The sequence below is a fragment of the Rummeliibacillus pycnus genome, assembly GCF_050459865.1.
GTDB lineage: Bacteria > Bacillota > Bacilli > Bacillales_A > Planococcaceae > Rummeliibacillus > Rummeliibacillus pycnus_B.
Window position 1 is genome coordinate 1 of sequence record NZ_JBCMNM010000072.1, and the last position, 14,845, is coordinate 14,845.

Consider the following 14,845-nt stretch of genomic DNA (forward strand, 5'->3'; position numbering starts at 1 on the left):
TTATTCAGTTGTGCTTTTTTGCGTTCAAATTTATTGAAAATGAGAAATTGCTATTAAATTCTAATCAACTCTTTAAAAAAGCTTCGTTAACTTTTCATCGCTGGATGTCAAAATAGGGAATGTAAAAAGCTTTACTATAAATTTTAGGAGGAATAAAAAAGAATAATAAAACAGTAGTTCCAGTTTTAGCAGTAACAATTGTCATTTCCTTGATTATATGTATGGCTGTTTTGCTATTTGCCAATCAGAAAGTCAAACTTAAAGGGGGAGAATAAATGAAAAAATTATGGATTTCTCTTGCACTTTTCTGTTCTCTCTTGCCATGTCGGTAAATAAATTTTCATTTGAATAGGCTCCAATTGATATTAAGATCTAAAAAGTAGATAATAAAGAAATAATCTGAAATAGGTATGATTTTGCAGGGAAAATAGGTTTAAACCTCAATGAAGGGTTTATTAATAACAAATGAAAGTAGGATTCACAGCATGAAATTAAAAGGCTATTTGTTGAGTGCCTTCTTAGTGGCATTATTTTCACTTATAGGATTTAGTAGCATAGCTATTTTAATAAGTGATCATAAAATTGTTCGATTTGATCAGACGATTATTTCCTTTATCCAAGGGTTAGAGTCACCGATGCTCACGATTGTCATGAAGTTTTTCACATATTTAGGTTCTTTTCCAATAGTAATGGTTCTATTTATTGTCGTTTCGTATTATTTATATATAGTGGTAAAACATCGAGCAGAATTTCTATTGTTTGGGACGGTAATTATAGGTACCGTTATCTTAAATCAAATATTAAAACTTCTATTTCACCGAGCACGCCCAGACTTTCATCGTCTAATTGAAGCGGGCGGTTATAGTTTTCCAAGTGGACATGCGATGAGTGCATTTTCTTTTTATGGAATTGTGGCATTCTTATTATGGAGACATATACCAACTCGCTTAGGACGTACAGTTCTGGTTCTTATAAGCGCTATATTCATTCTTATGATTGGCATTAGCCGAATTTATCTTGGTGTACATTATCCGAGTGATATAGTTGGAGGCTATTTTGCAAGTGGCTTATGGCTGACAATTGCTATTTGGTTTTTCCAAAGATATAAAGAAAAACAATATGAAAAAAGCCATCGTTCTTAGTGCAAAGGAATTTTATGTTTCTTTTAATAAATTGGATTTGAAATTAAGAGGAGGGCTAATTTGGAAAATTGGATTATTGAAGTGATGAATTCATATGGATATTTTGGTATTCTCCTCTTGATTGCTTTAGAAAATATTTTCCCACCTATTCCTTCTGAAGTAATTTTAACATTTAGTGGTTTCCTAACAACAACATCGGATGCAACTGTGATGGGCGTTATTATTTTTTCTACGCTTGGTTCGGTAGTTGGGGCAATTGTTCTTTATGGCATAGGATTACTACTTGATGTTCATAAACTAGAAAAAATTGTAGATAAGTGGGGGCATATTTTACGATTAACACGGAAAGATATTCGTAAAGCAGATGCTTGGTTTCATAAGTTTGGAGTCTGGGCGGTATTAATAGGAAGACTTGTCCCCTTGGTTAGGAGTTTAATTTCTATTCCAGCTGGTATGGCACATATGAACTTTGGTGTATTCTTATTATTTACGACAATTGGTTCATTAATTTGGAATAGCATTTTAGTAAATGTGGGAGCAGCGGTAGGCTCTTCATGGAGTACAATTGCTGGCTATATGGATACATACTCTAATGTTGTGATCATAATTTTAGGTGTACTCTTTCTGTTATTTGTTGTTTGGTTTATTAGAAGTAGAAGGCAATAATGGAATCAATATTAGGATGTTCGCTTTAGTACGTTTCTTGTTGAACGTATCTACAGTTTTTATTTATTTGGGGGCACAAAAAGAAGGAATTTCAAGCATGGATGTATGTTACGGATATGGTAGCCGAGAAGAGTAAATGATTTAAATATGATTTTCTGAAATTGATTTTTGTTAATATAAGAGAAACGCACTTTCCAAATAATGTGTGTTTCTCTTTTTTTAATCAAACAATTTAAAATTCCTAAAAAAGTTGAGAATAAAATCATATTGCCTTCGTTGTACTTAGTGGAAAAGCTTTTTCAATAGCAAAAGGAGACAAGTGTATGACATGTTCTACGAAAAATTTTATCGTGCGTTTAAAAAAACAAAAAGAAGATGCCCTTGAATTTGTAATCGATGTCTATATGCCACTAGTTAAAGCAATTGCCTATAAGATCTTACAGCCACTAGCTAAAAGTGACACAGTGAATGAATGCGTGAATGATGTATTTTTATCGGTATGGCAAAATGCAAAGCAATTTAGTGGAGATCAAGAAGATTTTAAGAAATGGATTGGGATGATTGCGAAATACAAGGCGATTGATCAGTACCGAGTGCTAGAAAAACAGCGGTCACGTGAGGAGCAGCTTGAAGTGGAGAAGGCGTATACAGATAAAAAGGATTTACAGCAACAACTTTTGCAACGTGAGCAAAAGAATGAACTTCTTTTTGCATTAAGTAAGCTAGATATACTCGACCGGGATATTTTTGTCATGAAGTATTTTTTAGAAATGAAAAATTCGGAGATAGCAGAAAGATTGAATATAACAAAAGCAGCTGTTGATAATCGCCTTTATAGAGGAAAGCGAAAACTAGCGAATACTATTCAGTTAAGGGAGAGTTTCATATGACAAAAAATTATAAAGACTGGACGGGTCTAAATATTGAAGATATTGAGCCAGTTGAAGTGTCGGAAACAGAAAAACAAAGGGTTAAGCAATATGTGCTTGGATCAAAGAGTAAGAGAAAAACATCTACGCTATACCGTAATATTGTTGCGGCAGCTGTTATAACAATTGGTGTAGTTACGACAACAGGTTTTGCATTTCCTTCAGTTGCATCTCAAATCCCATTTATGAAGAATGTGATCAGTTATTTTCAAGATGAAGATAACTTCTATGAAAAGTATGATGAGTTTTCTACAACTATCGGACAGGTTCAAACCAGTAACGGAGTATCTGTGATGATCGATAATGCAGTATATGATGGTACTTCTATCACTATTTCATATGCAATTGAAACAAAGAAGGACTTAGGTGACAACTCAATGATAGCTAGTTCACCTTCAGTAAAGAATGCAATCGGAATGTCAGGAAGCTCTTCTTTAAAGAAAATTACTGATACCAAATATGCAGGAATAGATAAAATAACGCCAATTTATAAGGAAGACAGCAAAGGATCGAAGACTGTACAAGTAAGCTGGCAGCCAGAAGCATTTACTAATATTAGCTCTGGTACAAAAGTAAAGGGAGATTGGTCTTTTGATTTCTCTTTAGATAAAGTAGAAGGTAAGACTCAACTTGTAAATCAGACAAGTGAATCGAAAGGACTCAAAATAATTATACAGTCATTTGAAATGACAGATGTTTCGACTGTTCTAAATTACCAACAAACCGTTGATCCTAAAATTCTTGAAAAGTGGAAAGACGTTTCAACAATTCTAGATGTTGTAGATGATGTTGGAACGACTTATCATATAGAGGGGAATGGTGGAACTAGTCATAATCAAGGGGAGACATCTCAATTTAGTGACACGATGAATGTTATTAACGAAAAAGCAACAAAATTAATCATTACACCAACTGTTATTCTAAGCCTGGGTGAAGGAAAAGGGCATGAAGAGAAGAAAATGAAACCTATTGAAATTGACTTGAAGAAGAAAAATTTGAATGAAGAACAATGATTTAGTTAGTATTTAGATTAAATTTTTAAAATCAGAAAGTTAAAAAGCAAAAATGTAAGAATGTTTAATTTTAGCATTCTTACATTTTTAATTTGAATTGATGTTAAATCAAATCCGTGAAGCGAACTCATTTCTGCTGAATCTCCTCTCTATATTGTACTTTAATAATATAACAACCTTTTCTCTTATTATTATGAAAAATCTATTTCCAAAACTGCCACCAAGATTTTTTCTTCTTTTTTTCATTCTCTTTTTTTTCCTCGGCAGCAGCCAATTGTCTTCGCATTTCCATGGATTCTTTTATGGCAAACATTAACTTTCTATCTCTTTGTTCGATGCTGTATTTTATATAATTCTGTTGTTTTTGTATCAGTCCTACCAATTGTTGGTTAAACTGCTGTTGCTCATTTTTAAAGGTCGTAAACTCCCCTAATAGCTTGTTATAATCAGGGTTTGATATAGGTTCTACGGCAGATATTGTATCTATATTGTCTATATCAGATTCAAGAATTGTTTTAACAGATTCATTTAACGTCAACGATCCTAAGTTCTTCAAATCCACAATTTTTTTGATAACTTCAATATCCTTTTTATAAAAGGCACGATGCCCCATTGCATTTTTATTGAACTCATAATTGTGCTTTCCCATTAAAGCACAATATTTTCTTAACGTCCTTTCATGGACACCTAACACTTTACTTACAGCTGCAGTACCATAAATTAGTTCTCCATCTATAGATGTATCCGATATAACGGAAGTAGAAAATATATTTGTTGTATCAGACATAACATATCCCCCCTCTAATACATACAATTCGCAAAAATATATTAAATTCCTTCCACTATATAGAAAATATAGATATATCCGATATACCTATAAACATTAAGGCGGGGGATATTATGAACGTTTCCGTACTTGATCAGCTAAAAAGAACTACGATATGGTATTGAAAAGGGACTAAATTCAAATAAAAAGCCAAATGTATGGAATAATCCGATACGCTTGGCTTTTTTATAAGGAGGATTTATCAATAATTATTTAATTTCTATTTTATTCTAGTAAGCAGACCAGCCAGCATCAGCTGCAATTACCTGTCCGTTAATGAAACTTGATTCATCAGAACCTAAGAATAATGCAAGTTGAGCAATTTCTTCAGGTTGACCAGCACGTGGCATAATAGATATACCTAGATTTTGACGAGCTGCACCAAGTTCACTCATATTTGTCATAGTTGATCCGATATTTGTTACAACGCCACCTGGAGCGATACCGTTACAACGAATGTTTTTGTCAGCATACATAAATCCAGTGTTTTTAGTTAGTCCAACAACAGCGTGTTTTGAAGCAGTGTATGCCGCACCAGCACGAGCACCGTAAAGACCGCCTGCTGATATATTATTAACGATTACGCCGTGACCTTGTTTTAAGAAGATATTCGTTGCGATACGCATTGATTTCATCACGCCTGTTGTATTAACAGCAAATACAAGATCCCAACGAGCGTCTTCTACTTCACCAATTGGTTGCATTCCATCCATAATACCTGCATTGTTGACGATAATGTCTAGTTTGCCATATTTTTCGATGGCTAAATCGTACATAGCTTGAAGATCCGATTCTTCTGCTACATTTGTTTTAATCGCAACAGCTTCGCCACTATTTTCTTTAATACCTGCTACAACAGCTTCAGCACCTTCAAGGTTTAAATCAGAAGCAACAACTTTTGCACCTTCTTTTGCATATAATTCAGCAATTGCTTTTCCCATACCTGAAGCTGCTCCAGTGACGATGGCTACTTTATTTTCTAAACGCATATCGATCTCTCCTTTTGCTTTTTAATAAACGATTGTTCAATAAATATTGTATAATACATAAGAAAACGGTTTCAATAAGCAAAAAGAAGAGAAAAAGTAGGTTATTAAACGGATTAAGTAATAAGTGTTGAATAAGTTAGGAGGCCTAATGATGAACAAAAATGATTTACGTGTCATTAAAACAAAAAAGGCTCTTCATCAAGCTTTAATTGAATTAATCAATGAAAAGAATTTTGAAGATATTTCAATCACTGATATATGCAAAAAAGCCCAAGTAAATAGGGGAACCTTCTATGGACATTATGTACAAAAGGAAGATTTGTTTAACGAAGTGATGGAAGAAATTATGAATGATTTGTTAAAGGCTTATTATGAACCATATATTCATCATCCGATACTTAATACCGCTACATTGAGAAGTGAGACAATCGGGATTTTCCAGCACATATGGGAGTATAAACAGTTCTACCAAGTGGTTTTTTCCTCTGAGAGTACCATAAAACTCCATAATATTTTTAGTGAAAAAATAAAAGAATTGATGAAAGAAGATACAGCCCAGTATAAACATCTAGAGATTGATGTGGATCTATACGCTTCTTATCAAACTTATGCAATTATCGGTATGATTGTGGAATGGGTAAATCAAGATTTTGTATATCCTGTTTCCTATATGAATGAGCAGTTGACGAAAATTTTACGATTGAAGGGTTAGAATAGAAAGCAATTAATCATAGTTATTAGTGGATATAAAAAAACGAATTGTTGATATGCAAACAATCCGTTTTTGTGATTATTAATAATTGACTAAGTTATTTAAAGAAATAATCATAAACATTTTTTGCTAACAATGAGCATGTAACAATGATAAATAACACCCGTACATAGCTAGTCCCTTGCTTAAGGGCAAATTTAGATCCAACAATTGCACCGAAAATTTGAGCAATCCCCATTGGAATACCATATGCATAATTGATTTGACCTAAAGACATGAACATGAGCAATGCTGCAATATTACTTCCGAAATTTAAGAATCGAGCATTTCCAGCTGCTTTTAGAAAATCAAAGCCCACCATTAAAAAGGCGAAGATTAGAAATGATCCCGTACCAGGTCCTAAAAAACCATCATAAAAACCACATGCGAAGATAACTACAATAAATAGAGCAAGTTTAGATGGTGATAACTTTTTATATGTAGAAATGCTTCCCCAATCTTTTTTAAAAATCGTATATACTGCAACTCCTGCAAGCATGATAAGCATAAGAGGTTTCAATATATTTGGATCCATTAAATGAACAATCCATGCCCCAAGAGCTGAACCGACAAATACTAATGGGAAAAACTTTGCAACTGATTTGAAATCCATTTTCCCTGAACGGTAGAAAGTAATAGTACTTGTAAGAGATCCCATCGTACCAGCAAGTTTATTTGTTGCAACGGCTGCAGCTGGAGAAAGACCAACGAACAATAATGCAGGCAAGCCTATCAATCCTCCACCACCAACTACGGAATCGATAAAAGCGGCTAAAAATCCAAAAATCACAAGAATTAATAATAATGAAAAATTAATATCTACATCAAATGACATCAAATCAACCTTTCTAATTAGTGACTACTAAAATAGTAACTAAAATAGTTTTGATTGTAAATAGTTCAAAAACATTTGGTATGATAAAGATAGAAGAAAACGGAGGAATGCAGAATGGAAACCTTAGTGCAACAGCTAAAGTCAATGGGATTTACTGAATATGAAGCAAAATCCTATGTCTCTCTGGTTAAACAAGGGACTGTAACGGCTTATCAAGTAAGTAAAGATTCTGGTATACCACGAGCACGAATCTACGATACTTTGAAAAACCTTATTGAAAAAGGGATTGTATTAAAAGAGGAAAAAACGGATGGCACGGTGTATTCACCACTACCTGTAAATGTTTTTCTAGAAAGAGCACAATCCACTTGGGAAACCAATTATCAAAGTTTGAGCAAAAAGCTAAAACTGCTTGAAACGACAGAAGAAAAACCAGACAATCGAGTTCTTACATTAATAGAAAAAACGACAATCATTAGCTACTGTAAATCACTCATTAAAAAAGCTGAAAAGCGAATCATCATTTCCATGTGGGATGATATGTATGAAGAGTTAAGACAAGATTTAGAAGAAGTAGATGGAAATGTCCAAATACAAGGTATTACATTGCATGTAAATCACCCTGTTAAAGGAGTAGATTTACACAGAATTACGCATTTTACAGAATCACCTACAAGTACAAAATGGTTTGTCCTTTCCATTGATGCAAAAGAAATGATATATGGTTCTTCCTTAGATGATCGTGAATTGGCATTTTATACTGATGATCCTGTACATATTTATTTATTGGAAGATTATGTTTGGCATGATGTATTAGTTAATCGATTAGTTAGAAGAAACGAAGATGATCTAGAACAGTGGGTTTCCACTGAACGCAAAAAATTTTTTATGGAAGAATAATTTGTGGATAAAAGAATGGAAAAAGTTATGCACATGTGAATAGTAAAAAAGCTTATAAAATCTTTTAAAGATTTTATAAGCTTTTTATATTGAAAGTTAAGTATTTATAAATTATAGCGGAATCAAAAATTTTCATACTTCTTGAATCGTTTTGAAATGATCCATGTTAAGATAAGCTGAAGTTGATCTGGCAGTTTTTATTTCTACAATTTTCCCTACGACATTATTTAATTTTCCTATATAATGAATTTCTTCACCGTTATTTATAACAACCAGCTTATATTGCATTTTTTCTACTTGGGATTCTAAAGTATTTGGTAAGGGTTCATTATTAGGTAGAATATCAAAAGTTTTCTCTGCTAATTCGTATGGCCTTTTATTAGAAGAATAAGGAATAAGCCATTTCAAATGTTTTAATGCAATATACAGCGATTTGTATATTGGCGATTGAAATACAATATAATCATCCATAATATTCGAGATATATCCATGTAGTGGAAGTCTGCCGGTTACATAAATTTCAATGTACATACCTTGTGCTTGGGTTAGAACCTGAGTTAGGGTTAAATCTTCTTTATCAATAATACTAGGTGGTTCTGAAGGCTCGTCGATTTGATCCTCATCATCGTTATTCACCTTTAAATTTTGGATATGATCTATAAGAATGTAAAGATAATCTGTTCCGTTAAATAAAACCACTATCTCATCGCTTATATCAATGATTGAACCTTTAAGAAATTTACCACCTGATACCTCAATCTCCACTATTTCTTCATCAAAATTTTGAAGCAATTTATCCAAAATAATCATCCTTTAGTTAAATATTCTTATTCTATGAAAGGATTTAAGCTAACGAAACCAACAGCTAAGGTTACTAATGTATGAAGTGAGTGTTCCTTTTAAATGAAATCCCATCATTTTTCCACCATGGTTCTTTAAATATTATTTCTTTAAGCGCTCATTCTTCAACTGCAGGTACATTCTTTCCGCATGCTTCATTAATGCAAAGTACTGTTTCTCTAAAAAGTTCTTTTCTTCTTTTGGACTGCTCATTTTGAAGGTAGCAGGATCAGCCGGCAAATGGTTATATTCTAGATTATTAGCTAGAATATTTGAATTCTTATCAAGCTTTTCTTCTTTTTGAGACATATGTTTTGGGACACATAATGAGTTAGAAAACAGTGGTTTAGTATGTTGATTATTTGAATCTACATGATAAGAATATACTCGGTAATCTTTATTTAATGAATTATGTTTCGGTTTTAAAGGTTTTTTATTAGTGAAAGAAGAGATTGTAGATGTTGCGCTTTTCATTTCTTTTTGGCAAGAGTTAGATTTGGTTAGCCTAAATTTCCTTCTAATTTTTCTCTTTTTGTTCATCACAACAGTATTTAGATTTTCTACTGAAGTATCATTAGATTCTTCACCATACTGAAATTCATTCGTATCTATGGGGGAAACATAAGTATTTTGGATTGATTCTTCTTCTATATGGATTTGTGATTCATCCATTTCTGGATTTTCATCATCTGTTTCATTGTTAAAATGACTTGTAGTGATAGAATCAAGATGATCTTGTGGGAGCATTCCATTTTTAAATATATTATGATTTTTATCAATAATTTGCTCTTTTTGAGAGGTCCTGTTTTTATTCGCTATTGGAACAAGCTTAGGTATAAAAAGTAGGACAGAATCAGGTTTAGAAGGTTGAACAAATATCGGATCGGGAGATAGTGCAGGTTCAGGTTCAGAGGCTAGAACAGGTTCAGGATGTGGAATTTGAACAGTTTCAAGGTTAGAAAGTTGAACAAATTCAGTTTCAGGAGGTAGTGTGGATTCAGGCTCCGGAAGTTGAATAGACTTAGGTTCAGAAACCCGAACAGGCTCAGATACAGGGATTTGAACAGACTCAAGGTTAGAAAGTTGAACAAAATCGGTTTCAGGAGGTAGTGTAGATTCAGGATGTGGAAGTTGAACAGACGTAGGTTCAGAAGCTAGGACAGGTTCAGGATGTGGAAGTTGAACAGACGTAGGTTCAGAAATCCGAACAGGCTCAGATACAGGGATTTGAGCAGACTCAAGGTTAGAAAGTTGAACAAATTCGGTTTCAAAAGGTAGTGTAGATTCAGTCTCCGGAAATTGAACAGATTTAGGTTCAGAAATTCGAACAGGCTCAGATACAGGGATTTGAACAGACTCAAGGTTAGAAAGTTGAACAAAATCGGTTTCAGGAGGTAGTGTAGATTCAGTCTCCGGAAGTTGAACAGACTTTGGTTCAGAAATTCGAACAGGCACAGATACAGGGATTTGAACAGACTCAAGGTTAGAAAGTTGAACAAAATCGGTTTCAGGAGGTAGTGTAGATTCAGGCTGCGGAAGTTGAACAGACGTAGGTTCAGAAATCCGAACAGGATCAAATACAGGGATTTGAACAGACTCAAGGTTAGAAAGTTGAACAAATTCGATTTCAGGAGGTAGTGTAGATTCAGGCTGCGGAAGTTGAACAGACGTAGGTTCAGAAATCCGAACAGGCACAGATACAGGGATTTGACCAGACTCAAGGTTAGAAAGTTGAACAAATTCGGTTTCAGGAGGTAGTGTAGATTCAGTCTCCGAGAATTGAACAGATTCAGTCTCTGGAAGTTGAACAGACGTAGGTTCAGAAATTCGAACAGGCACAGATACAGGGATTTGAACAGACTCAAGGTTAGAAAGTTGAACAAAATCGGTTTCAGGAGGTAGTGTAGATTCAGTCTCCGAGAATTGAACAGATTCGGTCTCTGGAAGTTGAACAGACGTAGGATCAGAAATTCGAACAGGCTCAGATACAGGGATTTGAGCAGACTCAAGGTTAGAAAGTTGAACAAAATCGGTTTCAAAAGGTAGTGTCGATTCAGTCTCCGAGAATTGAACAGATTCGGTCTCTGGAAGTTGAACAGACGTAGGATCAGAAATCCGAACAGGCTCAGATACAGGGATTTGAGCAGACTCAAGGTTAGAAAGTTGAACAAAATCGGTTTCAAAAGGTAGTGTAGATTCAGTCTCCGAGAATTGAACAGATTCAGTCTCTGGAAGTTGAATAGACGTAGGTTCAGAAATTCGAACAGGCTCAGATACAGGGATTTGAACAGACTCAAGGTTAGAAAGTTGAACAAAATCGGTATCAGGAGGTAGTGTAGATTCAGTCTCCGGAAGTTGAACAGATTCAGGCTGTGGAAGTTGAACAGACGTAGGTTCAGAAATCCGAACAGGCTCAGATACAGGGGTTTGAGCAGACTCAAGGTTAGAAAGTTGAACAAATTCGGTTTCAAAAGGTAGTGTAGATTCAGTCTCCGGAAATTGAACAGATTCAGGTTCAGAAATTCGAACAGGCTTAGATACAGGGATTTGAACAGACTCAAGGTTAGAAAGTTGAACAAAATCGGTATCAGGAGGTAGTGTAGATTCAGTCTCCGGAAGTTGAACAGACGTAGGTTCAGAAATCCGAACAGGCTCAGATACAGGGATTTGAACAAAATCAAGCTCAGAAATTTTAACAAACTTGGTTTCAGAAGATAGGACAGATTCAGGCTGTGGAGGTTGAACAGACTTAGATTCAGAAATCCGAACAGGCTCAAAGTCATGGGTTTGAACAGACTCAAGCTTAGTTAGTTGAACAAACTGGGTTTCAGAAAATTGAACAGATGAAGGCTCTGGAAATTGAACAGACGTAGGTTCAGAAATCCGAACAGGCTCAGATACAGGGATTTGAACAAAATCAAGCTCAGAAATTTTAACAAACTTGGTTTCAGAAGAAAGGATAGATTCAGGCTCCGGAAGTTGAACAAACTTGGTTTCTGGAGGAAGGGCAGATTCAGGCTCAGAAAGTACCGGATCAGAAGGCTCAATTGGCTCTTCTTTTGAGGATTGGGTTTGTTCAGTATCTTCTACTTCATCACTCTTTTGAGGCTCATCAATACTTTCATAAACCCCTTTATAGATATTGGATATATATGATTTTTGTACAAATAGCTTTTTTGAATTATTTACCAATATGATATGGTCTTCATAAATTCTACTTAATACTCCAGCAAAAGCCTCGTTACTTAAGCAGTTGATGGTGACCCAGCTGTATTTTAAGTCATTCAAAATATCTGTTAGATGATCTTTATTAAGATATGGAATATCTTGAGGCGAAACACGAAAGTCTTTTGCGTTTTTTGAAAATGCTCGAATTTGATTGAGTGCAAAATAAATTACACTCTGATTTACATTTACAATAAGGTGATCTCGTTTAACATCTAATAAGATGCCTTCGATAAATTGGGTGTCGTATAGATAGAAACCAATTTTAACACCTAAAAGACCCCCTATTGATTGTTTAAAGTTACCCTCCATCAATTAGGGGGCCCCTTTCATAGGTTATTTTTTCAAACAAAAATAAACCATAAAATAAGGTGCTAAGTCCTATATAAGTGATAATATGGCGATAATTAGCGATTGTATTTAACTATTTTTTTGCTGATCCTCTAAACTTCTATTTTGCTGTATTATTGTTTTTGGAAGATGACTTAGTTGACTTTTCTTCGTCTTTTTTCTCATCTTCTTTTTCAATCTTCAGTCCGTAGCTAATGCTTCGGATATGGAACATTGAAACACGAATAATTTCTTCGTTTAAGATGATTGTTAAATAATCATCAGTTACTTCGTCTAGAACACCCTCTAATTTTTCTGGGCCGCCACGGTTAATTTTTACCCATTGATATTTTAGATTACATAGACAAGATTTGAAGTCTTTTTCTTGCATAAATTCAAAATCCTCAGGAATAACAGTATTGAAATTTAATCCACCTTTAGAGTCATGTGTGATGCTTTTGATATGTTGTGATTGATAATAGATGACACCGTCGTCTTCAGTAAGTACTATAATATGATCGTCTGCAGCACCTAACAACATGCCAATATTAGTTTCTGGTCCCCCCCTGTCTACTTTTATAACTTTATTTAACAAAGAACTTGCCATTTCTTTATTCATTCCTTTAACCTCCTTTTTTTGTGGTCTATCTATCCATATGTATCAAGAATTCATGAATAGCTGGCAAAAGCCCAATTTAAATAAATAAGTTTTTGTGCCATTTAATGTTCGTTAAAAATTGATTCCTATTAAAGATTATGTAAGCCTCGTTTTTATTTCTGGAAATTCCCGACTAATCGATACTTGCCTGATGCAGGAGCAAAAAAATCTTCTGTAACGAAGCTAGCGAAGCGATACAGGAGCAAGCACCGGAATGGATGCGTAAGATACTTTAGATGTTTTACTACAACTTTTAAAATAGGGAAAATAAAATTATTCAAACATGTGTTGTGGGCAAAAGCTTTGAATGTTTTAGTTCCCCATTTAGTATTAAATACATTTAGGATGGATTTTGTGCATGCCTAGAACATAAAATTTATTAACATTTTGCGGTGAGACCTTAACACTAGGCAAAAAAAGTCTAATACTTAAAAAGGAGTCTAGATGATGCAAAGTGTTAAAAATTATTGGATGTGAAGGGGAGTATTATTAAAATTTATTGGTTTATGTCAAATTTTGATGATAATTTAGCCCGATTTTTGGAGCTATATGGTGGATTCTTTTATATCGTATTATTTCTAATGGTATATTTAAAGACTGCTTTCATCGTCTTAACTTTTATTCCAGGTGACTCATTAGTATTTGCAAGTGGAGCGTTGGCAGCAATAGGTGAGCTAGAACCTTGGATATTACTGATACTCTTTTTTTGTGCAACAGTTGTAGGGGACAGCCAAAATTATTCGATTGGAGCTTTCGTGAGAAGGTGGAAGCATAATAAGCGAAGGTTAAACATCCTTTCTGAAGAAAAACTGAATTCGGCTCTAACATTCATCGATCACTATAGTCATATTTCTATTGTAATGGCTAGGTTTATTCCACTTATGCGTACGACAGTACCGTTTGTAAGTGGATATACACATTATCGTTATTCTGAATTTCTAAAATTTAATAGCATAGGTGCAATTCTATGGGTATTCTTCTGGTTGAATTTAGGCTATATATTAGGGAGTATTGAATGGATAGAAAATAATTTAACTATATCACTGGTGGTTTTTTCTATTATTCCATTAATCATTTCTATTGTATTTATGATATTAAATAAGGTTTATAAAGCCATAAAGAAAAATAATATAGATGAAAGATCTAGTTGAAAAGATTTTGCCTTTATACAGAAAGAACTTACTTGCCGAATTTTGGGCTAAAGTTAATAGATGAGTTATTTCCCTTGTAAATATCAATTGTGCTCTTCATAACAGGCGATAATTATAGTACAACTGTTGTCTTTGAATAGAGAAATATTAAAAGAAATTATTGATATGGAGTTCAAAGTGATTTTAGTAGAATTGAACTCCTATTGTTTTGCTGTTAATTTTGATTGTAGAAATATTTAACTGTGGAGTCGTTCTTTCTTCAGTATAAGTGAATTGATTATAGAGTTTTCTATGGAAAAGTTGGATTTATATTATTCATTTTTAATCTGATAAAAACTGTTGACGGATATAAATATACATGATAATATAATCAAGTCGCTAAAACGAAACGACAAAAATGATATAAATCTTACAAATGAAATAAATATTTGTTGACAATGTATATGTTATCTGATATACTGTCGTCTGTAAAAAAGGATGATAATGAATTAAATCTTTTATAAAAAAGTTGTTGACAAACAAAAAGAGATTTGATATTATATAAAAGTTGCTTGATAGCAACGAAATAACATGAACCTTGAAAACTGAAC

At 33.8% G+C, this 14,845-nt stretch carries 13 protein-coding genes; 7 read left to right on the forward strand and 6 right to left on the reverse strand.

Features of this window, described 5'->3' with window-relative positions; genetic code table 11:
- Positions 1 to 485: 485 nt before the first annotated feature.
- The 4 genes from ABE048_RS14430 to ABE048_RS14445 all read left to right on the forward strand — a co-directional run bounded on the left by ABE048_RS14430 (position 486) and on the right by ABE048_RS14445 (position 3,750).
- Positions 486 to 1,142 carry a phosphatase PAP2 family protein gene (locus ABE048_RS14430; RefSeq protein ID WP_430311961.1) on the forward strand — a complete coding sequence of 219 codons (657 nt, stop codon included), beginning with the start codon at positions 486 to 488 and terminating at the stop codon, positions 1,140 to 1,142.
- A gap of 60 nt (positions 1,143 to 1,202) precedes the next feature.
- Complete coding sequence (locus ABE048_RS14435; RefSeq protein WP_430311962.1) at positions 1,203 to 1,808, forward strand: DedA family protein; 606 nt, start codon at positions 1,203 to 1,205, stop codon at positions 1,806 to 1,808.
- A gap of 323 nt (positions 1,809 to 2,131) precedes the next feature.
- The gene (locus ABE048_RS14440) at positions 2,132 to 2,698 is read left to right on the forward strand and encodes a sigma-70 family RNA polymerase sigma factor (protein WP_430311963.1); all 567 of its coding nucleotides are present in this window, start codon (positions 2,132 to 2,134) and stop codon (positions 2,696 to 2,698) included.
- Complete coding sequence (locus tag ABE048_RS14445) at positions 2,695 to 3,750, forward strand: DUF4179 domain-containing protein (RefSeq protein WP_430311964.1); 1,056 nt, start codon at positions 2,695 to 2,697, stop codon at positions 3,748 to 3,750. Before ABE048_RS14440 ends, ABE048_RS14445 begins: the two co-directional genes overlap by 4 nt.
- Positions 3,751 to 3,952: 202 nt before the next feature.
- Here ABE048_RS14445 and ABE048_RS14450 read toward each other — a convergent pair whose 3' ends face one another.
- Together ABE048_RS14450 and ABE048_RS14455 are read right to left on the reverse strand one after the other, a co-directional pair.
- The gene (locus tag ABE048_RS14450; protein WP_430311965.1) at positions 3,953 to 4,537 is read right to left on the reverse strand and encodes a DUF3967 domain-containing protein; all 585 of its coding nucleotides are present in this window, start codon (positions 4,535 to 4,537) and stop codon (positions 3,953 to 3,955) included.
- A gap of 269 nt (positions 4,538 to 4,806) precedes the next feature.
- The gene (locus tag ABE048_RS14455; RefSeq protein WP_430311966.1) at positions 4,807 to 5,565 is read right to left on the reverse strand and encodes an SDR family oxidoreductase; all 759 of its coding nucleotides are present in this window, start codon (positions 5,563 to 5,565) and stop codon (positions 4,807 to 4,809) included.
- 151 nt (positions 5,566 to 5,716) lie between these two features.
- On the opposite strand from ABE048_RS14455, the gene ABE048_RS14460 reads away from it, so the two are divergent.
- Positions 5,717 to 6,277 carry a TetR/AcrR family transcriptional regulator gene (locus tag ABE048_RS14460; RefSeq protein ID WP_430311967.1) on the forward strand — a complete coding sequence of 187 codons (561 nt, stop codon included), beginning with the start codon at positions 5,717 to 5,719 and terminating at the stop codon, positions 6,275 to 6,277.
- 97 nt (positions 6,278 to 6,374) lie between these two features.
- Here ABE048_RS14460 and ABE048_RS14465 read toward each other — a convergent pair whose 3' ends face one another.
- On the reverse strand, positions 6,375 to 7,151 hold the full coding sequence (locus tag ABE048_RS14465) for a TSUP family transporter (protein WP_430311968.1): 777 nt from the start codon (positions 7,149 to 7,151) through the stop codon (positions 6,375 to 6,377).
- A gap of 114 nt (positions 7,152 to 7,265) precedes the next feature.
- On the opposite strand from ABE048_RS14465, the gene ABE048_RS14470 reads away from it, so the two are divergent.
- The gene (locus ABE048_RS14470) at positions 7,266 to 8,051 is read left to right on the forward strand and encodes a TrmB family transcriptional regulator (protein WP_430311969.1); all 786 of its coding nucleotides are present in this window, start codon (positions 7,266 to 7,268) and stop codon (positions 8,049 to 8,051) included.
- Positions 8,052 to 8,183: 132 nt separating this feature from the next.
- On the opposite strand, the gene ABE048_RS14475 is transcribed toward ABE048_RS14470, so the two are convergent.
- From ABE048_RS14475 to ABE048_RS14485, 3 genes are all read right to left on the reverse strand, one after another.
- Positions 8,184 to 8,852, reverse strand: coding sequence for a DUF2642 domain-containing protein (locus tag ABE048_RS14475; RefSeq protein ID WP_430311970.1), 669 nt, complete (start codon positions 8,850 to 8,852; stop codon positions 8,184 to 8,186).
- A 141-nt stretch (positions 8,853 to 8,993) separates the two neighbouring features.
- Positions 8,994 to 12,428, reverse strand: coding sequence for a hypothetical protein (locus tag ABE048_RS14480; protein WP_430311971.1), 3,435 nt, complete (start codon positions 12,426 to 12,428; stop codon positions 8,994 to 8,996).
- A gap of 139 nt (positions 12,429 to 12,567) precedes the next feature.
- Entirely contained in the window at positions 12,568 to 13,065 is a 498-nt protein-coding gene (locus ABE048_RS14485; protein ID WP_430311972.1) for a hypothetical protein, read from the reverse strand.
- A gap of 545 nt (positions 13,066 to 13,610) precedes the next feature.
- Between ABE048_RS14485 and ABE048_RS14490 the strand changes: the two genes are divergently transcribed.
- Positions 13,611 to 14,255 carry a DedA family protein gene (locus tag ABE048_RS14490; protein WP_430311973.1) on the forward strand — a complete coding sequence of 215 codons (645 nt, stop codon included), beginning with the start codon at positions 13,611 to 13,613 and terminating at the stop codon, positions 14,253 to 14,255.
- The last annotated feature ends 590 nt before the right edge of the window (positions 14,256 to 14,845 follow it).